At 69.1% G+C, this 20,849-nt stretch carries 18 protein-coding genes; 3 read left to right on the top strand and 15 right to left on the bottom strand.

Translation table 11 applies throughout. The features are described from left to right. Positions 1 to 19: 19 nt before the first annotated feature. Together ABT300_RS05990 and ABT300_RS05985 are read right to left on the bottom strand one after the other, a co-directional pair. Positions 20 to 889, bottom strand: coding sequence for a helix-turn-helix domain-containing protein (locus ABT300_RS05990; RefSeq protein WP_351672597.1), 870 nt, complete (start codon positions 887 to 889; stop codon positions 20 to 22). 312 nt (positions 890 to 1,201) lie between these two features. Then, positions 1,202 to 1,660 (bottom strand): ATP-binding protein, encoded by a 459-nt coding sequence (locus ABT300_RS05985; protein ID WP_351672595.1) that lies wholly within the window; start codon positions 1,658 to 1,660, stop codon positions 1,202 to 1,204. A 120-nt stretch (positions 1,661 to 1,780) separates the two neighbouring features. Between ABT300_RS05985 and ABT300_RS05980 the strand changes: the two genes are divergently transcribed. Both ABT300_RS05980 and ABT300_RS05975 read left to right on the top strand, forming a co-directional pair. Continuing rightward, entirely contained in the window at positions 1,781 to 2,659 is an 879-nt protein-coding gene (locus ABT300_RS05980) for a helix-turn-helix domain-containing protein (RefSeq protein WP_351672677.1), read from the top strand. Further along, the gene (locus tag ABT300_RS05975; protein WP_351672593.1) at positions 2,656 to 2,865 is read left to right on the top strand and encodes a DUF397 domain-containing protein; all 210 of its coding nucleotides are present in this window, start codon (positions 2,656 to 2,658) and stop codon (positions 2,863 to 2,865) included. The genes ABT300_RS05980 and ABT300_RS05975 overlap by 4 nt, the downstream gene beginning before the upstream one ends. Before the next feature lie 30 nt (positions 2,866 to 2,895). On the opposite strand, the gene ABT300_RS05970 is transcribed toward ABT300_RS05975, so the two are convergent. Next, positions 2,896 to 3,090, bottom strand: coding sequence for a hypothetical protein (locus tag ABT300_RS05970; protein ID WP_057584374.1), 195 nt, complete (start codon positions 3,088 to 3,090; stop codon positions 2,896 to 2,898). Between the two features lie 179 nt (positions 3,091 to 3,269). Between ABT300_RS05970 and ABT300_RS05965 the strand changes: the two genes are divergently transcribed. Further along, positions 3,270 to 5,387, top strand: a complete 2,118-nt coding sequence (locus ABT300_RS05965; protein ID WP_351672590.1) for a S9 family peptidase — start codon at positions 3,270 to 3,272, stop codon at positions 5,385 to 5,387. A gap of 191 nt (positions 5,388 to 5,578) precedes the next feature. On the opposite strand, the gene ABT300_RS05960 is transcribed toward ABT300_RS05965, so the two are convergent. The 12 genes from ABT300_RS05960 to typA form a co-directional block, all read right to left on the bottom strand. Next, the gene (locus ABT300_RS05960) at positions 5,579 to 6,619 is read right to left on the bottom strand and encodes an ABC transporter ATP-binding protein (RefSeq protein ID WP_351672588.1); all 1,041 of its coding nucleotides are present in this window, start codon (positions 6,617 to 6,619) and stop codon (positions 5,579 to 5,581) included. Beyond that, on the bottom strand, positions 6,612 to 7,595 hold the full coding sequence (locus ABT300_RS05955) for an ABC transporter ATP-binding protein (RefSeq protein WP_351672586.1): 984 nt from the start codon (positions 7,593 to 7,595) through the stop codon (positions 6,612 to 6,614). Before ABT300_RS05955 ends, ABT300_RS05960 begins: the two co-directional genes overlap by 8 nt. 7 nt (positions 7,596 to 7,602) lie before the next feature. Continuing rightward, positions 7,603 to 8,613 (bottom strand): ABC transporter permease, encoded by a 1,011-nt coding sequence (locus ABT300_RS05950; protein WP_351672584.1) that lies wholly within the window; start codon positions 8,611 to 8,613, stop codon positions 7,603 to 7,605. Beyond that, on the bottom strand, positions 8,606 to 9,529 hold the full coding sequence (locus tag ABT300_RS05945; RefSeq protein WP_351672582.1) for an ABC transporter permease: 924 nt from the start codon (positions 9,527 to 9,529) through the stop codon (positions 8,606 to 8,608). The genes ABT300_RS05950 and ABT300_RS05945 overlap by 8 nt, the downstream gene beginning before the upstream one ends. A 6-nt stretch (positions 9,530 to 9,535) precedes the next feature. After that, on the bottom strand, positions 9,536 to 11,176 hold the full coding sequence (locus ABT300_RS05940; RefSeq protein ID WP_351672580.1) for a peptide ABC transporter substrate-binding protein: 1,641 nt from the start codon (positions 11,174 to 11,176) through the stop codon (positions 9,536 to 9,538). Between the two features lie 411 nt (positions 11,177 to 11,587). Then, positions 11,588 to 12,013 carry a VOC family protein gene (locus ABT300_RS05935; protein ID WP_351672675.1) on the bottom strand — a complete coding sequence of 142 codons (426 nt, stop codon included), beginning with the start codon at positions 12,011 to 12,013 and terminating at the stop codon, positions 11,588 to 11,590. A gap of 183 nt (positions 12,014 to 12,196) precedes the next feature. Further along, entirely contained in the window at positions 12,197 to 13,345 is a 1,149-nt protein-coding gene (locus ABT300_RS05930; RefSeq protein ID WP_351672578.1) for an ABC transporter ATP-binding protein, read from the bottom strand. Continuing rightward, positions 13,338 to 14,384, bottom strand: a complete 1,047-nt coding sequence (locus ABT300_RS05925) for an ABC transporter ATP-binding protein (protein WP_351672576.1) — start codon at positions 14,382 to 14,384, stop codon at positions 13,338 to 13,340. The genes ABT300_RS05930 and ABT300_RS05925 overlap by 8 nt, the downstream gene beginning before the upstream one ends. 51 nt (positions 14,385 to 14,435) lie before the next feature. After that, complete coding sequence (locus tag ABT300_RS05920) at positions 14,436 to 15,359, bottom strand: ABC transporter permease (RefSeq protein WP_351672574.1); 924 nt, start codon at positions 15,357 to 15,359, stop codon at positions 14,436 to 14,438. Between the two features lie 33 nt (positions 15,360 to 15,392). Beyond that, positions 15,393 to 16,319: an ABC transporter permease gene (locus ABT300_RS05915; RefSeq protein WP_351672572.1), complete on the bottom strand. Its 927-nt coding sequence runs from the start codon at positions 16,317 to 16,319 to the stop codon at positions 15,393 to 15,395. 187 nt (positions 16,320 to 16,506) lie between these two features. Further along, complete coding sequence (locus tag ABT300_RS05910) at positions 16,507 to 18,159, bottom strand: peptide ABC transporter substrate-binding protein (RefSeq protein ID WP_351672570.1); 1,653 nt, start codon at positions 18,157 to 18,159, stop codon at positions 16,507 to 16,509. A 691-nt stretch (positions 18,160 to 18,850) separates the two neighbouring features. After that, positions 18,851 to 20,758, bottom strand: a complete 1,908-nt coding sequence (typA, locus tag ABT300_RS05905) for a translational GTPase TypA (protein ID WP_351672568.1) — start codon at positions 20,756 to 20,758, stop codon at positions 18,851 to 18,853. Positions 20,759 to 20,849: the final 91 nt, after the last annotated feature.

The raw sequence follows: 20,849 nt of genomic DNA, 5'->3' as shown, positions 1-20,849 counted from the left end.
TTCCTTGCTTGTGGGGTCTTCAGAGAGCCGCTGTCGACGACTCCCGGCAGTCGCGGCAGCGGGCTCCCGGCTCGGGTGAGCGGATGCCGCGGTCGCAGCCGTCGCAGTTGTCCATGCCGTACCGGACGGCCTGAGGCGGGGCGGCGTGCGCGCGGAACGGCGGCGGTGGTGGCAGCAGTGCCGCGAGGCGGTGGGCCAGGAGGGCGGCGGGGCGGCGGACGCCCTCCGGCGGAAGATCGGCGGTGAGGGCCTGGCACACGGCGGCGGGACTGACATCCCGCTCCAGCCAGGCGGCGACACCGGGGGCCAGATGGGCCGTGTCGCAGGCGGAGAGGAAGAGGCGGGAGTCGTGGCGGCGCAGGCCGGCGAGGAGGTCGGCGGCCGCCTGGAGAAGAGCCGGGGCGGGGTACCCGGGGCGCGGGACGGCGGGGAGCGGCTTGCGAGGTCCGCGCTTCTTCGGCTGGGCGGAGGTTGCCGTGTCAGGGGCGTGATCGGCTGCCGATGGACGGCGGTCGCGGTGGCCGGGCTGGTTGCAGGAGACCGTGCGGGTGACGATCCGGCCGCCGGGGATGCGGGAGCGTTCGCGACGCAGGTAGCCGTGGGTCTCCAGCTCGCGCAGGGCGGCGGCGATACGGGTGGCGCCCTCGGGGAAGCGCGCGGTGAGCGACTTGATGTCGACGCGCGCGCCCTTGGGCAGCGACTGGAGGTGCACGCCGAGGCCGATCCCCAGGAGCGACAGCTCCCTGTGCTGGGCGAGGTGGTTGCCGATCACGGTGAAACGGGTGGTGTGCCGGGCGTTGTCGTGGGTGAGTCCGCCCGCGCGGGGGCGGTTTTTGCCCGCGTTGCGAGACTCGGAGCACAAGGGCGCGCTAGGGTTTTCCGTGTCCATCGGGAAGTTGGCCTTCCTCGGTGGTCAGGCCCTCGCACTGGGATTGCCGTCCCGGCGGGGGCCGTCGCATGTCTGGGGTGGGCGGTGGTGATGCTGCGCTGAGCGTAGGGCAGGCAACCCGCCCCAAATCCACTCCAGTTGGCATATTCACTCGCGGGAGTGAGTTTGCGCTGCGGGCGGGAGGGGTGGGGCTTGGTCGGGTTCTTTCTCCGCCGTCGTGGTCCTTTGGAGAGAGCGCCCCTCGCACCGGAGCACGGGAAGTCGGGTTCCGGTGGCGGACGCCACTTCGGCTCACCCGCCGCCCTCCGTCCTTCACCAGGTGCGCTGGGGAGCCGCGTCCGGCGGGAGGGCGACCTCGGCCCACACCGTCTTGCGTGGGCGCAGCTCCGGGGCCCAGCCCCACCGGTCGGCGAGCGCCTCGACCAGGAGCAGTCCCCGGCCGGACTCGGCCTCGCCCTCCGCGCCCTCGAGAGGCAGTCGGGGCGGGCGGCCCCACGCCGTGTCGGTCACTTCGATGCGCAGCGTGTGCGCGATGACGTAGAGCGTGAGCCGGAAGTCCCGGCCCGGTACGCGCCCGTGGGTCACCGCGTTCGCCGCGAGTTCGGCGACGATCTGGCCGGCCGGGTCCACCGGCATCCCCCAGCAGCGCAGTTGCTCGGTCGTCAGCAGCCTGGCGAGGCGCGCTCCGCGCGGCGTCGGGGACAGCCGCACGCTGAAGTCGCGGAAGCGGCGGCCGGGTTGGGTCGCAGAGGAGACGGATTCCTGGATCACGTCACTCAGAGTGGCCACTCCCGCTTACCGTGAACAGTGATGGAGCAGTTGCGTACGGTGACTGTCCGGGCTTTGTCCGGTCGTGTCGGGACTGTCGGTTCGGGTGACGGAGAGGTGCGAATGACGCAGGTGAACGGCAAGCCGGTGCAGCTCAAGGAGGAGGCGGACGAGCTGGGCTGGGAGGTGGATCCGGACGACGACTGGGGCATCGCCGTCGTGGAGACCGTGGGGCGACAGCTGAAGCTGCGGCGAGAGGCCGTGGGGATGCGCGCGGCCGACTTCGGGCTGGCGGTCGGGTACGGCGAGGACCTCGTCTACAAGATCGAGAGCGGGAAGCGGATCCCCCGCCCCGAGTACCTGGACAAGGCCGACAAGGTGCTGGGAGCGGGCGGGCTGCTCTCGGCGATGAAGGAGGACGTGAAGAAGGTCCGCTACCCGAAGAACGTCCGCGAGATCGCCAAGCTGGAAGCCCAGGCCGTCGAACTCGGCGTGTACGTCGGACTCAGCCTGCATGGGCTGTTGCAGACACCGGAGCATGCGCGGGCGCTGTTCGAGGTCTGGCAGCCCGTTTACTCACCGGAGGAGGCCGAGCGGCGGGTGGCTGCCCGCATGGCCCGGAAATCGATCTTCGAGCGGTCACCCGCCCCCGCTCTCAGCTTCGTCCAGGAAGAGGCGACACTGCGTCGGCCGGTCGGAGGCACAATGGTGTGGCGTCAGCAGCTCGAACATCTTCTGGAGGTGGGACAGTTGCGTCACGTCACACTTCAGGTGATGCCGACGAGCTCCGAGGCCCACCCCGGACTGAGCGGAAAAATCGAGGTGCTGAAGTTCCCGGACGGCACGGCAGTGGGCCGGTCCGACGGCGCGTACAACGGCCGACCGATCTCAGACCCGAAGCAGCTTCGAATCCTTGAGCTGCGGTATGGCACCATCCGGGCCCAGGCACTCACGCCACGGGAGTCACTGACCTTCATCGATCAACTGCTGGGAGAGACATGATCCACAAGGGTTCCGCTGGAGAGAACTCCGGGTTGGCGTGGTTCAAGAGCAGTTACAGCGACGGCCCTGACGGCGACTCCTGCGTCGAGATCGCCACGAGCCCCGGCAGCGTCCACGTCCGCGACTCCAAGCACACCGCCGGCCCGCGCCTGCGGCTCTCGCCGCAGGCATGGGCCGACTTCGTGCCGTACGCGTCCGAAGGCTGACGGGCCGCTCGGCCCCGGCCCCGGCCTCCGTCAGAACTTGATGCTGCCGATCATGCTCGCCACGCTCGTCGTCAGATCGCTGATGGTGGGAGCGATCGTCGAGGAGGCCAGATAGAAGCCGAGCAGGATGCAGACGACAGCGTGACCGCCCTTCAGTCCCGACTTCTTGATCAACAAGAAGACGACGATCGCCAGCAGCACCACCGCCGAAATCGAGAGTGCCACGGCGGCTCACCTCCAAGGACCCGGGAAACGTGGGGGAAACAGAGCGAGGGAACACGTAAATCCATACGACTGCCAGCAGGTTCATACCCACTCAGCGCTAGTGATCATAACTACGTGTGGGCGCGCATCTCTCGGCGCACAGCCGCACAAGGGGGTCGCATGGCCAATATGGTCGGGGGATGACGACCGAGTCCGACTCCTTCCCCCGCAGGCACGCCCGCACCCAGCGTTTCACTCTCGGCGCGCCGCGTTCTTTCACGGTGGCTCCCGACGGCTCCCGCGTCGTGTTCCTGCGCTCCGGCTCCGGCACGGACCGCGCGGGCGCGCTCTGGGTCCTCGATCCGGCGGACGGCGCGGAACGCCTGGCCGCCGACCCGCGCGCCCTCCTCGGGGGCGCCTCGGAGGACCTCTCGCCGCAGGAGCGGGCACGCCGCGAACGCAGCCGCGAGGCGGGTTCCGGCATCGTCGGCTACGCCACCGACGCGGAGGTGGAGCTGGCGTCTTTCGCCTTGTCAGGGCGGCTTTTCACAGCGGAGCTGAGGGCCGGGACGGCCCGGGAGCTGCCGGTCGCAGGACCGGTGATCGACCCCCGTCCGTCCCCCGACGGGCGACTCGTCGCCTATGTCGCCGGGGGCGCTCTGCGGGTGGTGGGCGCGGAGGGCGAGGGCGACCGGGCGGTGGCGGAACCGGAATCGGAACCGGTTTCCTACGGATTGGCCGAGTTCATCGCGGCCGAGGAGATGGCCCGCTCGCGCGGCTTCTGGTGGGCTCCGGAGTCGGATCGGCTGCTGGTCGCCCGGGTGGACGACACGCCGGTGGAGCAGTGGTGGATCTCCGATCCGGCCCAGCCGAAACGTGACCCACGACACGTACGCTATCCGGCTGCCGGGACGCCCAACGCTGACGTACGGCTGTTCGTGTTCGGTCTCGACGGGGTGCGCACGGAGGTCGTCTGGGATCGTGCGCGCTATCCGTATCTGGCGCGAGTGCACTGGTCAGGGGCGGGCGCGCCGCTGCTGCTCGTACAGGCGCGCGACCAGCGAAGTCAGCTGTTCCTGGCGGTGGACACCGACTCCGGGGCGACCCGGATGGTGCATGCCGACGAAGATCGGATTTGGCTGGAACTGTTCCCTGGGGCGCCCTGCTGGAGCCCCTCGGGACAGCTGGTCCGGATCGCCGACGAGGGCGGCGCGCGGGTCCTCACCGTCGGCGAACGCCCGCTGACCGGCGACCAGCTGCATGTGCGGGCGGTGCTGGACGTGACGTCCGACGACGTGCTGGTCGCGGCCTCCGCCGGGGCGGGCGCGGCGACGCCCGAGGTCGGCGAGGTGCACGTCTACCGGGTGAACGAACTCGGCGTCGAGCGTCTCTCCCAGGAGCCCGGCGTGCACGGGGCGGTCCGCGCCGGGAACGTGACCGTGCTGACGTCGGCGGTCCTGGACCGGCCGGGCGCAGTGACGCGGGTGCTGCGGGACGGGAAGCCCGTCGCGTCCGTCGGGTCCTGTGCGGCGGATCCCGGCCTGTCCCCCCGCGTGAAGCTCGTCGAGGGGGGCGCACGGCGCATTCCGTGCGCCGTGCTGATGCCGACGGACCACCGCGGCGACGCCCCGCTGCCCGTGCTCATGGACCCCTACGGCGGTCCGCACGGCCAACGGGTGGTGGCCGCGCACAACGCGCACCTCACCTCGCAGTGGTTCGCCGACCAGGGCTTCGCGGTCATCGTCGCCGACGGCCGGGGCACGCCGGGCCGCTCGCCCGGCTGGGAGAAGGCGATCCACCATGACTTCACGGTCGCCCTCGACGACCAGATCGAGGCGCTGCACGACCTGGCGAAGAGCCATCCCCTCGACCTCTCCCGGGTGGCGATCCGCGGCTGGTCCTTCGGCGGCTGGCTCGCGGCCCTCGCGGTGCTGCGCCGCCCTGACGTCTTCCACGCGGGCGTCGCCGGAGCCCCGGTGACCGACTGGCGGCTCTACGACACCCACTACACCGAGCGGTACCTCGGAGATCCGGCCACGTCGCCGGCGGCGTACACGAACAGCTCCCTGGTCGACGACGAGGGGCTCACCGCGCCCGCCGAGCCCCGCCGGCCGCTGATGGTCGTCCACGGACTGGCCGACGACAACGTGGTCGTCGCGCACGCCCTGCGCCTGTCCTCGGCCCTGCTGGCCGACGGCCGCCCGCACGAGGTGCTCCCCCTGTCTGGCGTCACCCACATGACCCCGCAGGAACAGGTCGCGGAGAACCTGCTGCTGCTCCAGGTGGACTTCCTCCGGCGCGCTCTCGGACCGAGCTGAGCAGCGACACTCCGGCAGAAGAACGGGCAACGGGCCGGGACGCATGCGCCCCGGCCCGTTTACGGCACCCGCACGGCCGTACGCTGTTCAGCCTGACGCGTCCGTATATCGGAATCGGGTCGGCCAAGTTGCCTGCGTGTTAACGCGGTTGCTGAGCAAATGTGCGATTGCTCCGCCTCGCGCGGTCTGTGTCAGGCCTGCGGCTCCTCCGGCGGGACGACCTGTCTCTGCTCGGCGAAGTGGCACGCCGAGGCGTGCGCCTCGGGCCCCGTCGCATGGCGGAACTCCGCCGGGACGGCCAGCGCCGGCACCTCCAGCGCGCAGCGCTCCTGCGCCTTCCAGCAGCGGGTGCGGAAGCGGCAGCCGGAGGGGATGTTCGTCGGGGACGGCACGTCGCCCACCAGGATGATCCGCTCCCGGTGCTCGCGCGCCTCCGGGTCGGGGACCGGCACCGCGGACAGCAGGGCCTGGGTGTAGGGGTGCGTGGGATGGTCGTAGATCTCGGCGTCGCGGCCGATCTCCACGATCCGCCCGAGGTACATCACCCCGACCCGGTCGGAGATGTGCCGGACGATCGACAGGTCGTGCGCGATGAACAGGTAGGACAGGTCGAACTCGCTCTGCAGCCGGTCCAGCAGGTTGATCACCTGCGCCTGGACCGACACGTCCAGCGCGGACACCGGCTCGTCGGCGACGATCACCTCGGGGCGCAGGGCCAGCCCCCGCGCGATGCCGATGCGCTGGCGCTGTCCGCCGGAGAACTGGTGCGGGTACCGGTTGATGTACTCCGGGTTGAGTCCGACGACGTCCAACAGGTCCTGGACCTTGCGCCGCCGGTCGCCCTTCGGGGCCACCTCGGGGTGGATGTCGTACGGCTCCCCGATGATGTCGCCCACCGTCATGCGCGGATTGAGCGAGGTGTACGGGTCCTGGAACACCATCTGGATGTTGCGTCGGACGGCCTTCAGGGCGCGCCCGGACAGCTTGGTGATGTCCTCGCCCTTGTAGAAGATCTCGCCGGCCGTCGGCTTCTCCAGGTTGACCAGCAGCTTGGCGACGGTCGACTTGCCGCAGCCCGACTCGCCGACGACGCCCAGGGTCTCGCCGCGGTGCAGGGTCAGGTCGACCCCGTCGACGGCCTTCACCGCGCCGACCTGCTTCTTGAAGAGGATGCCCCGGGTCAGCGGGAAGTGCTTGACCAGCCCGCTGACCTCCAGAATCGGCTCAGCCATGCAGGCACTCCCTCCAGAAGTGGCAGGCGCTGGCGCGGCCCGCGTCGGAGTCCTCGACGTCGTACAACGGCGGGACGTCCGTGCGGCACACCTCCCGGGCCATGGGGCAGCGCGGGTTGAAGGCGCAGCCGGGCGGGATGTGCATGAGGTTCGGCGGCAGGCCCTTGATGGCGTAGAGCTCCTGGCCCTTCTGGTCGAGCCGCGGGATGGAGTCGAGCAGGCCGCGGGTGTAGGGGTGGGCCGGGGCCTTGTAGATGTCGTGCACGGGGGCCGACTCGACGATCCGGCCCGCGTACATGACGGCGATGCGGTCGGCGACGTCCGCGACCACGCCGAGGTCGTGGGTGATGAGGATGAGGCCCATGTGGTACTCGCGCTGCAACTCCGCGAGCAGGTCCATGACCTGGGCCTGGACCGTCACGTCGAGCGCGGTGGTCGGCTCGTCGGCGATGATGAGCGCCGGTTCCAGGGCCATCGCCATCGCGATCATGATGCGTTGGCGCATGCCGCCCGAGAACTGGTGCGGGTAGTCCTTGACCCGCTCCCGGGCGGCCGGGATGCGCACGCGGTCCATCAGCTCGACGGCCTGGGCGCGCGCGTCCTTCCTCGACATGCCGCGGTGCACGACGAACATCTCGCCGAGCTGGTCGCCGACCGACAGCACGGGGTTCAGCGACGACAGGGCGTCCTGGAAGATCATGGCCATCTCGGCCCCCCGCACCTTGCGGCGCTCGTCCTCCTTGAGCTTCAGCAGGTCCCTGCCCTGGAAGAGGATCTCGCCGGAGGCGATCCGGCCGGGCGGCATGTCGAGGATGCCCATGATCGCCTGGGCGGTGACGGACTTGCCGGACCCGGACTCGCCGAGCACCGCGAGCGTCTCCCCCGCGTCCACGCCGTAGCTGACGCCGTTGACGGCCCGGGCGATCCCGTCCCGGGTGCGGAACTCCACGTGCAGGTCACGCACTTCGAGCAGCATCCGCCCGTCACCTCAGCTTCGGGTCGAGGGCGTCGCGGACCGCGTCGCCGAGCATGATGAAGGCCAGGACCGTGAGGGCCAGGGCGCCCGAGGGCCACAGCAGGGCGTGCGGGGCGTTGCGGATGTACGGGGAGGCGGCGGAGATGTCGATCCCCCAGGAGACGGTCGGCGGCTTCAGACCGACGCCGAGGTAGGACAGGGTCGCCTCCAGCGCGATGTACGTGCCGAGCGCGATGGTGGCCACGACGATCACCGGGGCCACCGCGTTGGGCGTGATGTGCCGCAGCAGCAGCCGGGAGTGGGAGGCGCCGAGGGCGCGGGCCGCCTGGACGTAGTCGTTGTGCTTGGCCGTGATCACCGAGCCGCGGGCGATGCGGGAGACCTGGGGCCAGCCGAGCAGCACCATGAACCCGATGACGGGCCAGACCGTGTTGCTGGTCACCACGGAGAGCAGGACCAGGCCGCCGAGGACGACGGGGATGGCGAAGAAGACGTCGGTGATCCGGGACAGGACCGCGTCCCCCGACCCGGCGAAGAAGCCGGCCAGCCCGCCGAGCACGCTGCCGAGGAGCGCGACGCCGAGCGTGGCGAGGACGCCGACCGTGACGGACGTACGGGCGCCGTAGACGACGCGTGTGTAGACGTCGCAGCCCTGACCGTCGAACCCGAAGGGGTGGCCCGGCTGGGACCCCTCCTGGGCCTTGGACAGGTCGCACTTGAGGGGGCTCAGCCAGGTGATGGATCCGGGCCACAGGGAGATGAACACCAGGAACAGGATGACCAGGGCGGAGACGATGAAGACGGGGTTGCGGCGCAGGTCCCGCCAGGCGTCGGACCACAGGGAGCGGGCCTTCTCGGTCGGGCCGGGCCCCTGCGGGCCGTCCGGGGTCTTCTCCAGCGTCTCCCCCTCCGCCGTGGCGAGGTCCATCGCCCCGCCCATGCCGGTGTCGGCGATGGCGCCGTCCTCCGGGGTGCGGCCGGCGCCCGGCAGATGATGCTCCGGCGGCGGCTCAGACATAGCGGATCCTCGGGTCGAGTACGGCGTACAGCAGGTCGACGAGCAGGTTGGCCACCAGGAACACCAGGACGAGGACGGTCACGAAGCCGACGACGGTCTGGGTGTTCTGGCGGAGGATCCCCTGGTAGAGCTGGAAGCCCACGCCGTGGATGTTGAAGATGCGCTCGGTGACGATCGCACCGCCCATCAAGGCCCCGATGTCGGTGCCGATGAAGGTGACCACCGGGATGAGGGAGTTGCGCAGCAGATGCCGGGTGACGACCCGGCGGCGCGGCAGCCCCTTGGCGACGGCCGTGCGGACGTAGTCGGACCGCTTGTTCTCCGCGATCGAGGTGCGGGTCAGCCGGGTGACGTACGCCAGCGACACGGACGCCAGCACCAGCCCCGGCACGATCAGTTCGCCGAACTCGGCGTCCGAGGAGACCGACGGCTTGATCCAGCCCCACTCCACGCCGAGCAGCAGCTGCAGCAGCAGACCGGTGACGAAGGTGGGGACGGAGATCACCACGAGGGTCAGCAGCAGCACGCCGGTGTCGACGGGCCGGCCCCGGCGCAGGCCCGTCACGACGCCCAGGGCGATGCCGATGACGATCTCGAAGAGGATCGCGACGATCGTCAGCCGGATGGTGACGGGGAACGCCGACGCCATCAGCTCGGTGACCGGCTGGCCGTTGAACGCCGTACCGAAGTCTCCGGTGAAGACGTTCCCCATGTAGGTCAGGTACTGCTGCCACACCGGCTTGTCGAGGCCGAACTCCTTCTCCAGCTGGGCGGCGGTGGCCGGGTCGCACTGCCGGTCGCCGCACAGGCCGGCGATGGGATCGCCCATCACGTTCACCATCAGGAAGATCAGCAGCGTCGCCCCGACGAACACGGGGATCATCTGGAGCAGACGCCGGATCACATACCGGCCCACGGCGGGTCAGCTGACCTTGATCTCGTTGTAGACCGGGACGGAGAACGGGTTGAGCTTGACGTTGGAGAGCCGCTCCGAGTAGCCCGCGCTGCCGTTCTGGTACCAGAGCGGGATGGCGGCCATGTTGTCGCGGACGACCTCCTCGGCCTTCTGGAACGTCTCCACGGCCTTGGCGGTGTCGGTCTCGGCGTTCGCCTGGTTGACGAGCGTGTCGAAGTCCTTGTTCGACCACTTGCCGTCGTTGGAGGAGGCGTTCGTGTAGTAGAGCGGCTGGAGGAAGTTCTGGATGAGGGGGTAGTCCATCTGCCACCCCGCGCGGAACGGGCCGCTCATCTTCCGGTCGGTGATCTGGTTGCGGAAGTCGGCGAAGGTGCCGACCGGGTTGCCGACGCAGGCCTTGTCGTTGTCGAGGGCGTTGTTGATCGAGTTGCAGACCGCGTCGACCCACTGCTTGTGCGACCCGGTGTCCGCGTTGTAGCTGATCTTCACCTGGCCGCCGGGGAGGCCGCCGCCCTCCTTGATGAGCTGCTTCGCGGCATCGGGGTCGTACTCGCAGGCGTCCCCGCACAGGCCTTCCTTGAAGCCGCCCTCCTCGCCGAGCACCGGGGAGGTCCAGTCGGTGGCGGGGGTGCGGGTCTTCTGGAAGATCGTGTCGGTGATCTGATCGCGGTCGATCGCCCGGGACAGGCCGGTGCGGACCTTCTGCGCGCCCGCGGTGTTCCACTGCTTGTCGTAGAACGGGAAGGCCAGGGTCTGGATGATGCCGGCCGGCGTGTTGAGGTACCGGTCGCCCAGGTCGGCCTTCACGTTCTTGAGCTGGGCGGCGGGCACGTCGTCGACCAGGTCGAGGTTGCCGGCCATCAGGTCGGTGTAGGCGGTGTTGTTGTCGGTGTAGACCTTGAGGGTCACCCCGCCGTTCTGCGCCTTGTCCTCGCCCGGGTAGTCGGCCCACTTCTTCAGCTCCATCTGGGAGCCCTTGGTGTAGGACGCGATCGTGTAGGGGCCGTTTCCGACCGGCTTCTCCAGCCAGCCGGCGTGGTCGCTGAAGAAGGACTGCGGCAGCGGGGCGAAGGCGGGATAGCCCAGCGTGTCGGGGAACGTGGAGAACTTCTGCGTGAGCTTGACGGTGAAGGTCTGGTCGTTGACGACCTTGAGCCCGGAGAGGGTGTCGGCGGTCTGCTTGCCGCCCTCGGCAGGGTGCGTCTGGGCGTAGCCGTCGATGTACTCGAAGAAGTACGCGTTCTTCTGGTTGTTCTTCAGACTCGCGCCGTAGTTCCAGGCGTCGACGAACGACTTCGCCGTGACCTTCTCGCCGTTGCTGAACGTCCAGCCGGTCTTGACGGTGATGGTGAAGTTCTGCGAGTCCGTGGTGTCGATCTTCTGGGCCAGCATGTCCTCGGCCGCGCCCGTCTCCGGGTTGTAGCGCTTCAGGCTCCGGAAGATCATGTCGAGGACCTTGCCGCCCTGCACCTCGTTGGTGTTGGCGGGCTCCAGCGGGTTCTGCGGGTCACCCCAGGAGGAGCTGAGGACCGCGCTGCCGTCGCCGCTGCCGCCCCCGCTGTCGCTTCCCCCGCTGCCGCAGGCCGTCGCCGTGAGCGCTGCCGCGGCCGCGCATACGACCCACTTGGCGTGCGTGGCTCCACGCATGGGATGCCTCCTCGTTGACTGCGCGCCTGTCGCCCTGTCACCTGATCCTTTACCAGGCGATATCCGCACATAAGCGATTCGACGCACTTTCACCCGTCCGTACGGGTGCATCGACGCACCGCGGGCCCGCCCGCCGAACGGGCGCACGAAGGGCGGCAGCCGCGGGCACGGCACGGGGAGGGGCGGGCGGGACCCGCCCCGAAGCGCCCCCGCACGCGCGCAGGGCGGCAGGCCGGCGGCCGAGACCTCGGCGGGCGTGCGGGACACGAACAAGCGGACCACGCGCAGGCGCGCGAGCGCCCATCCGGTACGCAGTCCGACGGGTAGGCCGTGGGCAGGCCGACGGGTAGGACTCTGGGCTGCGGGTGGGGCGCGGGGCTGCGGGTGGCGTGGAAGGTCGGCGGGTGGGGGTCAGGCGGGGGTGGGGTGGGGCGCGTCGGTGGCCGTGGGGCGTGGGGCCACCAGTTCGACCTCGAAGCCGTCGGAGTTCTCCAGGTAGGCCGCGTAGTGCTCCGGGCCGCCCGCGTGCGGGTACCGCTCGGCGAACAGGGGCGTCCAGCCGTGCGCGGGGGCCTGCGCCACGAGCGTGTCGAGAGCGGACGGGCTCGCGGCGTGGAAGGCGAGATGGTTGAGGCCGGGCCGCAGCCGGTCGTGGCCGCCGTCGCCGTCCTTCATCGCCGGGGACTGTTCGACGACGAGGTACGTCGGACCGAGCCGCCAGCTGCGGCCCCGGTCCCAGTCCTGGTAGAGCTCGTAGCCCAGACCGCCCAGCAGCCAGCCCCACTCCCTCGACGCCCGGGGCAGGTCCGGGACCCACAGCTCGACGTGGTGCAGCATCGTGTCGTCCTTGGCCTTGGCGGCCCGTGTCCGGCCGGCGCGGGCGGACATCGGGTCGGGAAACGGGGGGCCGGAAAGGGGAGCGGGGAACGGGGCGGGAAAGGGGCGGTGACGGCCGCGGCCTCCGACAGCACGGGCTTGGCTGTCGGAGGCCGCGATCGGGCGTGAGAACTCGGCTCGGCGTCAGGCCGCGCCGACGACGTCCTTCTCCTCGGCGAAGTGACACGCCGACTCATGGGCGGCCTGCGAGTCGGAGCCCTTGAACCGCTCCGGGATCGCGAGCAGCGGAGCCTCCTGCGCGCACTTGTCCTCGGCCTTCCAGCAGCGGGTGCGGAAGCGGCAGCCGGAGGGCGGGTTGGCCGGGGAGGGGACGTCACCGGCCAGGATGATCCGCTCGCGGTGCTCGCGGGCCGCCGGGTCGGGGACCGGCACAGCCGACAGCAGCGCCTGGGTGTAGGGATGCGTCGGGTGCTCGTAGATCTGCTCGTCGGAGCCGATCTCGGCGATCTTGCCGAGGTACATCACGCCGACCCGGTCGGAGATGTGCCGGACGATCGACAGGTCGTGCGCGATGAAGAGGTAGGAGAGGTTGAACTCCTCCTGCAGTCGCTCCATCAGGTTGATGACCTGCGCCTGGACCGACACGTCCAGGGCCGACACCGGCTCGTCGCAGATGATGATCTCCGGGTTGAGCGCGAGACCGCGCGCGATGCCGATGCGCTGGCGCTGTCCGCCGGAGAACTGGTGCGGGTACCGGTTGATGTACTCCGGGTTGAGTCCGACGACGTCCAGCAGGTCCTGGACCTTGCGCCGCCGGTCGCCCTTCGGGGCCACCTCGGGGTGGATGTCGTACGGCTCGCCGATGATGTCGCCCACCGTCATCCGCGGGTTCAGCGAGGTGTACGGGTCCTGGAACACCATCTGGATGTTGCGCCGGACGGCCTTCAGGGCGCGCCCGGACAGCTTGGTGATGTCCTGGCCCTTGTAGAAGATCTCGCCGGCGGTGGCCTGCTCCAGGTTCATCAGGAGCTTGGCGACGGTCGACTTGCCGCAGCCCGACTCGCCGACGATGCCCAGGGTCTCGCCCTGGTGCAGGTCGAACGAGACGCCGTCGACGGCCTTGACCGCGCCGACCTGACGCTTGAACAGGATGCCCTGGGTCAGCGGGAAGTGCTTGACGAGGTTGCGCACCTGGAGGATGGGCTCACCGCGCTCGACGGGGGCGTCGAGCGCTGCGACGGCCTCCGTCTCCGACTGCACGTCGACGGCCTCCACTTCGGAGACGTTCGGTGTGGCGTCCTGGCGCTCGTCGTTCTTGCTGAGCTCAGCCATGGATCGTCTCCTTCCAGAAGTGGCATGCCGAACCTCGGCCGACCAGCTCGGCGCCGTCCGGCTCGGTCACCGGAAGCAGCGCCGGGACCTCCGTACGGCAGATGTCCTGTGCCTTGGGGCAGCGCGGGTTGAAGGCGCAGCCGGAGGGGATGTTCAGCAGGTTGGGCGGCAGACCCTTGATCGCGTACAGCTCCTGGCCCTTCTGGTCCAGGCGCGGGATCGAGTCCAGCAGACCGCGGGTGTACGGGTGCGCGGGCCGCTTGTACAGCTCGTGCACCGGCGCGGTCTCGACGATGCGGCCGGCGTACATGACCGCGATCTTGTCGGCCACGTCCGCGACCACGCCGAGGTCGTGGGTGATGAGGATCAGACCCATCTGGTACTCGCGCTGCAACTCCGCGAGCAGGTCCATGACCTGGGCCTGGACCGTCACGTCGAGCGCGGTGGTCGGCTCGTCGGCGATGATCAGGTCCGGTTCCATCGCCAGCGCCATGGCGATCATGATGCGCTGGCGCATGCCGCCGGAGAACTGGTGCGGGTAGTCGCCGACGCGCTGACGCGCGGCGGGTATGCGCACCCGGTCCATCAGCTCGATGGCCTTGGCCTTGGCGTCCTTGCGGGACATGCCCTGGTGGGCGCGGAACATCTCGCCCAGCTGGAAGCCCACGGACAGCACGGGGTTGAGGGACGACAGCGCGTCCTGGAAGATCATCGCCATCTTGGCGCCGCGCAGCTTGCGCCGCTCGCTCTCCGGCAGGCTCAGGATGTCCTGGCCCTGGAAGAAGATCTCGCCCTTGCTGATCCGCCCGGGAGGGCTGTCCAGGATGCCCATGACGGCCTGCGCCGTGACGGACTTGCCGGAGCCCGACTCGCCCAGCACGGCGAGCGTCTCGCCCGCGTTGACGCTGTAGTTGACGCCGTTGACCGCCTTGGTCACGGAGTCACGGACCTTGAACTCCACGTGCAGGTCGCGGACTTCGAGAAGAGGCGCGGACCCGTCCGGTCCGGCGTTCGAGGGAGCCTGCTCCAGGCTGGTCATGCCATCACCTTCGTCTTGCTTGCTCAAGGGGGTTCGACTCATGGCTGCGGATCACCGGAGCTTCGGGTCGAGCGCGTCGCGAAGGCCGTTGCCCAGCAGGATGAAGCCCAGCGCGGTGATGACGATCGCGATGCTGGGGTAGGTCCACATGAAGTCCTTGACTCCCATGAACCCGCGGCCGGCCGCGATCATGTTGCCCCACTCCGCGACCTCGGGGTCGACGCCGACGCCCAGGTAGGACAGCGACGCCTCGGCCACGATCGCGATGCCGACGTTGCTGGTGCCGTACACCAGCACCGAGGTCAGCGAGTTGGGCAGGATGTGCTTGCGGATGATCCGGCCCTGGCTCGCGCCGAGCGCCTTCGCCGCGTGCACGTAGTCCATCTCGCGCACCGACAGGATCTGACTGCGCAGCAGCCGGGCGAACGTCGCCCAGGAGAAGATGCCCAGCGACAGGACCACCGGCATCACGCCGCGGCCCATGAGCAGGATGATGACGATGGCGCCGATCAGCAGCGGGAAGGCGAAGAAGATGTCCGCCACGCGCATGATCACGGTGTCCAGCCAGCGGCCGTAGTAGCCGGCCAGCGCGCCGAAGAGGATGCCGAGGGTCATCGCGACGAGGATCGAGGCGAGACCGACGATCATGGCGATGCGGCTGCCGTAGATGAGGCGGGAGAGCTGGTCGCGGCCGAGCGAGTCGGTGCCGAGCCAGTGTCCCGCGCCCGGGGGCTGCAGGGTCGCGTTCAGGTCCTGCTCGAGGGGGTCGTGCGGCGCGAGCAGGGGCGCGAATATCGCGGCGAGGATCAGTACGACGATGATGGCCAGGCCGAGCACGGCGAGCTTGTTCTGCACGAAGCGGTGCCGGATGTCGGACCACTGGCTGACCCTGACGACGCTGGGTTCGGCGTCCTTGGAGGCCGAGACGGGGTCGGCCGTCTTCGGCTCGCCCGCGCCTGTGGCGAGTTCGGTCATGGTGTGACTCCTAGATGGGGGCGGCCCTACGGGTCAGGCCAGTCGGATACGCGGGTCCAGAGCGGCGTACAGCAGGTCGACGACCAGGTTCAGCACGACGAAGACCGCCACGCTGATGGTCACCACGCCCACGATGACGGGGTTGTTGTTCTGCTGGATCGCCTGGATCAGCGCGAGACCGATGCCGTTCCAGTTGAAGATCGTCTCGGTGATGATCGCTCCGCCGAGGAGACCACCGAAGGAGATGCCCAGATAGGTGATCACGGGGATGACCGAGTTGCGCAGGATGTGCCGCGAGAGCACCGTGCGCCGCGGAAGGCCCTTGGCCACGGCCGTCTTGACGTAGTCGGCGCCAAGGACTTCGAGCATCGTGCTGCGGGCCAGCTGGGCGACGAGTGCCGCGTCGATGATCGCGAGCGTCACGGCCGGCAGGACGAGCGAGTTGAAGCTGTCGTCGGCGATCAGCGGGAACCAGCCCAGCTCGATGACGAAGACGCGCTGCATGATCATGCCGAGCACGATGGAGGGGACGCCGATCGCCAGCGTCGTGATGAAGGTCGCCGACACGTCCCAGATCGAGTATCTGCGCATCGCCGCCAGCACACCGACCGAGATGCCGATGAGGATGTCGAGCACGATCGCCGCGATCGCCAGCTTGGCCGTGTTGGCCAGCTTCGGACCGAGGATCTCGGAGACCGGCCGGCCCTGCGTGTAGTCCTCGCCGAGGTCTCCCTGGACGAGCTTGCCCACGTAGTTGCCGTACTGCACGATCAGCGGGTCGTCGAGTCCGTACTGCTTGTGCAGCTGCGCGATCACCGCGGGGTCGCGTGCCTTGTCGCTGCCCGCGATCTGCCCGACCGGGTCACCCGGGAGCACGAACAGGCAGGCGAACAGGATCATCGTCGCTCCGAGCACGACGACGACCAACTGGCCCAGCCTGCGGACCACATACCTTCCCATGACTTGCCTCTCTGCCTCGCTGCCGCTTCCTGGCAGCTCCCTCCCCCCAGGTTGGTGGGGCGGTAGGGGTAAGGGGCGGGAGAGTGGATCACACCGCTCCCGACGGTCGTCGAGGGCCGTGGCATCCGAGAGTGCGTCTCGGTTCCCACGGCCCCCGTCTCCAGACGCCGCGTCACGCGGCGCCCGGTTACTTCAGGCTGATCTCAGCGAGGTTCGGGTCCTCGTGGAAGTCCATCTTGATGTCGGCGAACTTCTTGGTGTTGGCGAGACGCAGCTGGGTGCGGTTCCACAGCGGGATCAGGGCCATGTCGTCCATGGCGATCTTCTCCGCCTGCTTGTACAGGTCGTTGCGGCCGGCCTCGCTCTCGGTGGCGCGGGCCTTGGCGAGCAGGGCGTCGAACGCCTTGTTGCTGTAGCGGCCGCGGTTGTCACCGGTGACCTTGCCCGACGCGTCCTTGTTGATGGACGCGGTGTCGAGCAGCGGGAAGAGGAAGTTGTCCGGCGTCGGGTAGTCCGCGCCCCACGCGAAGCGGTACAGGCCCGTCGCGCCCGGCTTCTGCTGGTCGGCGAGCAGCTCGGCGAACGGCTTGCCGGTGGTCTTCACCTTCAGGCCGAGGACCTTCTCCAGCTGCTGCTTGACGGCCTGGATCCACTCCTCGTGGCCCGCGCCCGTGTTGTAGCCCAGGTCGATGGTGGTGCCGGGGGTGAGACCGGCCTCCTTCGCGAGCTGCTTGGCCTTGGCCGGGTCCTGCTTGATGCAGGACTGGCACAGGTCCTTCTGGTACACGCTGGCGAAGGCGGGCGGCAGGATCGTCGTCGACTTGGTCTGCATGCCCTGGAAGACGCCCTTGATGATGGCGTCCCGGTCGATCGCGTACGAGACGGCCTCGCGGGCCTTCGGGTCCTTCATCGGACCGCTCTCGGTGATCGGGAGAAGGTAGTTCATCCCGTTCGTGTTCTCGTCGATCCACTCACCCTGCGGGTCGTACTTGGCCTTGGCGGCCGGCAGCTGCGGGGTGGGCATACGGGCCCAGTCGAAGGTGCCCGCCTCGAAGCCCTGGTACTCCAGCGTGACGCCGTTGTTGGAGTTGAGGATCGAGATCTTGACCTCGTCGAGCTTGGCCTTGGTCAGACCGTAGCTGTCGTTGCGGACGAGCGTGATCGACGTGTTGTGCTGCCAGGAGCCCTGCATCTTGAAGGGGCCGTTGCCGATCGGCGCCTCGTTGTACGTCTTGTTCTTCGCGTCGCCCGCGACCTTCGGGACGGGGCTGAAGACCGTGTGCGTGGTCTTGACGTAGAACTCGAAGTCCGGGGCGGAGAGCTTCACCTGGAGGGTGTTGGCGTCCGGGGCGCTGAGGCCGGACATGGTGGTCGCCTTGCCCGCCTGGACGTCGTCGAAGCCCGCGATGCCGGCCAGGTGGTAGGCGACGTCGGAAGCCGCCGTCTTCTGCACCACACGGTTCCAGCCGCGGATGAACGACTCGGCGTCCACCGCTTCGCCGTTGGTGAACTTGGTGCCCGGCTTGATCTTGAAGGTCCAGGTCTTGCCGTCCGCGCTGACCTCCTTGGAGGTGGCCAGGGCCGGGATGACCTTGCCGTCGGCGGTCGGCTCGTACAGCCCCGTGAAGAGGTTGTCCGTGACCAGGATGCCCTCGGACTCCTGGGCGTTGTACGGGTCGATGGCGACCGGCTCCGTGATGCCCAGCCGGAAGGTGCCGCCGGCCTTGCCCGAGCCCTTGCCGCTGTTGCTGCTGTCGTCGTCACTGCCACCACAGGCAGTCGCGGCAAGAGCAATGACGATAGCCCCCGCCACCCACTTGGCGCTTCTGGCACCACGCATGGGGTTTCCTCCTCGTGAGTCCTGTTTTTCACCGCAATAGGGAGCACGCAGCACTCACCCGGTCGACGAGGACGGAGAAGGTGGAGTACCCCCGCAGGCTCGTGAGTCGCCGCCCCCTGCAGCGCATGACCCGTCAACCCCGAGCTCTACGCGCCTAACTATCTGGCATGGAATCTGACCGAACCACACCCACGAGGTCTCGGTTCGATCACACCTGGCGTGTACTTCTTCCAAAATCCGGACAAACAGTTAGCAGAAAGATCCCTGCGAAACGGACTTGTTACACATCTATCGGGGAACAGTGTCCGCATTCCGGACGCCACAGGAGGAAAATCACTTGCGCCCGCATCCCCGGGCGTACAGCCGGCTCGGCGGGCCCCTCGCGGGGCGTCCGGCGGCTCACGGAGGCGCGCCGACGCGGCGCGGACTCTCCGTTCACACAGCAGGCTAGTAGGGAAAGTCGCTCGAAGCGGACTCCGGGCACAGAACGAAGGGTTTTCCCTACGTGTTCCTTAACACCGGCCGAACAGCCGCCGCCGCGGGTGCTGCCCGCCCGGCCGGCGGCGGCCGGCGGGCCCGGCGACCGGGCCGGGCGCGCACGGAGCCCGGGCGCCCCCGTGAGGGGGAACCCGGGCTGCGGAAGGTGCCGGAGCGGTGAACTGCCCGCGGATCAGCCGTGCTTGGCGGCCGGTCAGCCGTGCTTGGCGCGGCTCGCGGTGCGGGCGCGGTCACGCTGGTCGAGCACGACCTTGCGGATGCGAACCGCCTCCGGGGTCACCTCGACGCACTCGTCGTCGCGGCAGAACTCCAGCGACTGCTCGAGCGACAGCTTGCGCGGCGGCACGATCGCCTCGAAGGAGTCGGCCGAGGACGACCGCATGTTCGTGAGCTTCTTCTCCTTGGTGATGTTCACGTCCATGTCGTCGGAGCGCGAGTTCTCGCCGACGATCATGCCCTCGTACACCTCGGTGCCGGGGTCGGTGAACAGCACACCGCGCTCCTGGAGGTTCGTCATCGCGAACGCGGTGACGGCGCCTGCGCGGTCGGCGACCAGCGAGCCGTTGTTACGGGTCGTCAGCGTGCCGAACCACGGCTCGTGGCCCTCGTGGATGGAGTGCGCGATGCCCGTGCCGCGCGTACCGGTCAGGAACTCGGTACGGAAGCCGATGAGACCGCGGGAGGGGACGACGAACTCCATGCGGACCCAGCCCGAACCGTGGTTGGACATGTTGTCCATCCGGCCCTTGCGGACGCCCATGAGCTGCGTGACGGCGCCCATGTGCTCCTCGGGCACGTCGATCGTCATGCGCTCGACGGGCTCGTACACCTTGCCGTCGACGTCCTTGGTGACGACCTGCGGCTTGCCGATGGTCAGCTCGAAGCCCTCACGGCGCATCTGCTCGACCAGGATGGCCAGCGCCAGCTCGCCGCGGCCCTGCACCTCCCAGGCGTCCGGGCGCTCGGTGTCCAGGACACGGAGGCTGACGTTGCCGACCAGCTCGCGGTCCAGACGGTCCTTGACCTGACGGGCGGTGACCTTGCGGTCCTTGACCGCGGCCTTGTTGTCGGCGCCCTTGCCGGTGCCGCCACGGCCGACCAGCGGCGAGGTGTTGGTGCCGATGGTCATCGAGATGGCCGGCTCGTCGACCGTGATGAGCGGCAGCGCGATCGGGTTCTCGGGGTCGGCCAGGGTCTCGCCGATCATGATGTCCGCGATGCCCGCGACGGCGCAGATGTCACCGGGGCCCGCCACCTCGGCGGGCTTGCGGGTGAGCGCCTCGGTCATCAGCAGCTCGGTGATGCGCACGTTGGACATCGAGCCGTCACGCTTGATCCACGTGACGGTCTGGCCCTTGCGCAGCTCGCCCTGCTCGACGCGGAGCAGCGCGATACGGCCGAGGAAGTTGTCGGCGTCCAGGTTGGTGACGTGCGCCTGGAGCGGGGCCTCCTCGTCGTACTCGGGGGCCGGGACGTGCGACAGGATCGTGGAGAAGAAGGGCTCCAGGTTGTCGCTGTCCTTCGGGACCGTGCCGTCCTCCGGCTTGGTCAGCGAGGCGACGCCGTCCCGCGCGCAGGCGTAGACGATCGGGAACTCGATCTGCTCCTCGTCCGCGTCCAGGTCCAGGAAGAGGTCGTAGGTCTCGTTGACGACCTCGTCGATCCGGGAGTCGGGGCGGTCGGTCTTGTTGATGCACAGGATGACCGGCAGGCGCTGCTGGAGCGCCTTGCGCAGCACGAAGCGGGTCTGGGGCAGCGGACCCTCGGAGGCGTCCACCAGCAGCACGACGGCGTCCACCATCGACAGGCCGCGCTCGACCTCACCGCCGAAGTCGGCGTGGCCGGGGGTGTCGATGATGTTGATGGTGACGACGTCCCCCCCGTCCTTGGGGTGGTACTTCACCGCCGTGTTCTTGGCGAGGATCGTGATGCCCTTCTCACGCTCCAGGTCGTTCGAGTCCATCATGCGGTCGTCGAGCGACTCGGCGGCGTGCGCGGCGAAGGCGCCCGCCTGCTTGAGCATGGCGTCGACCAGAGTCGTCTTGCCGTGGTCGACGTGGGCGACGATGGCTACGTTGCGAATGTCGTGGCGCGTGGCCATAAAGCGGCGTTCTCCCGGAGTGTGAGGGCGACCCTGCTGCGTACGTCTGTGTTACGCGGGCCCTGCCGGGCTTGACACGCCACGGCCTCAC

This window comes from Streptomyces sp. NPDC001027, assembly GCF_040299045.1.
Taxonomy (GTDB): domain Bacteria; phylum Actinomycetota; class Actinomycetes; order Streptomycetales; family Streptomycetaceae; genus Streptomyces.
Note: the sequence above shows the minus strand (reverse complement) of the source record. Positions and strands in the feature narration are given on the sequence as shown.

Bases quoted from the DNA above. Each gene is read 5' to 3' on its own strand.
- ABT300_RS05935 (WP_351672675.1), bottom strand. From the start codon at position 12,013: ATGCTGCACCACGTCGAGCTGTGGGTCCCGGACCTGCCCCGGGCGTCG.
- typA (WP_351672568.1), bottom strand. From the start codon at position 20,758: ATGGCCACGCGCCACGACATTCGCAACGTAGCCATCGTCGCCCACGTC.
- ABT300_RS05910 (WP_351672570.1), bottom strand. From the start codon at position 18,159: ATGCGTGGTGCCAGAAGCGCCAAGTGGGTGGCGGGGGCTATCGTCATT.
- ABT300_RS05980 (WP_351672677.1), top strand. From the start codon at position 1,781: ATGACGCAGGTGAACGGCAAGCCGGTGCAGCTCAAGGAGGAGGCGGAC.
- ABT300_RS05990 (WP_351672597.1), bottom strand. From the start codon at position 889: ATGGACACGGAAAACCCTAGCGCGCCCTTGTGCTCCGAGTCTCGCAAC.
- ABT300_RS05950 (WP_351672584.1), bottom strand. From the start codon at position 8,613: ATGTCTGAGCCGCCGCCGGAGCATCATCTGCCGGGCGCCGGCCGCACC.
- ABT300_RS05955 (WP_351672586.1), bottom strand. From the start codon at position 7,595: ATGCTGCTCGAAGTGCGTGACCTGCACGTGGAGTTCCGCACCCGGGAC.
- ABT300_RS05960 (WP_351672588.1), bottom strand. From the start codon at position 6,619: ATGGCTGAGCCGATTCTGGAGGTCAGCGGGCTGGTCAAGCACTTCCCG.
- ABT300_RS05920 (WP_351672574.1), bottom strand. From the start codon at position 15,359: ATGACCGAACTCGCCACAGGCGCGGGCGAGCCGAAGACGGCCGACCCC.
- ABT300_RS05965 (WP_351672590.1), top strand. From the start codon at position 3,270: ATGACGACCGAGTCCGACTCCTTCCCCCGCAGGCACGCCCGCACCCAG.
- ABT300_RS05915 (WP_351672572.1), bottom strand. From the start codon at position 16,319: ATGGGAAGGTATGTGGTCCGCAGGCTGGGCCAGTTGGTCGTCGTCGTG.
- ABT300_RS05925 (WP_351672576.1), bottom strand. From the start codon at position 14,384: ATGACCAGCCTGGAGCAGGCTCCCTCGAACGCCGGACCGGACGGGTCC.
- ABT300_RS05940 (WP_351672580.1), bottom strand. From the start codon at position 11,176: ATGCGTGGAGCCACGCACGCCAAGTGGGTCGTATGCGCGGCCGCGGCA.
- ABT300_RS05930 (WP_351672578.1), bottom strand. From the start codon at position 13,345: ATGGCTGAGCTCAGCAAGAACGACGAGCGCCAGGACGCCACACCGAAC.
- ABT300_RS05975 (WP_351672593.1), top strand. From the start codon at position 2,656: ATGATCCACAAGGGTTCCGCTGGAGAGAACTCCGGGTTGGCGTGGTTC.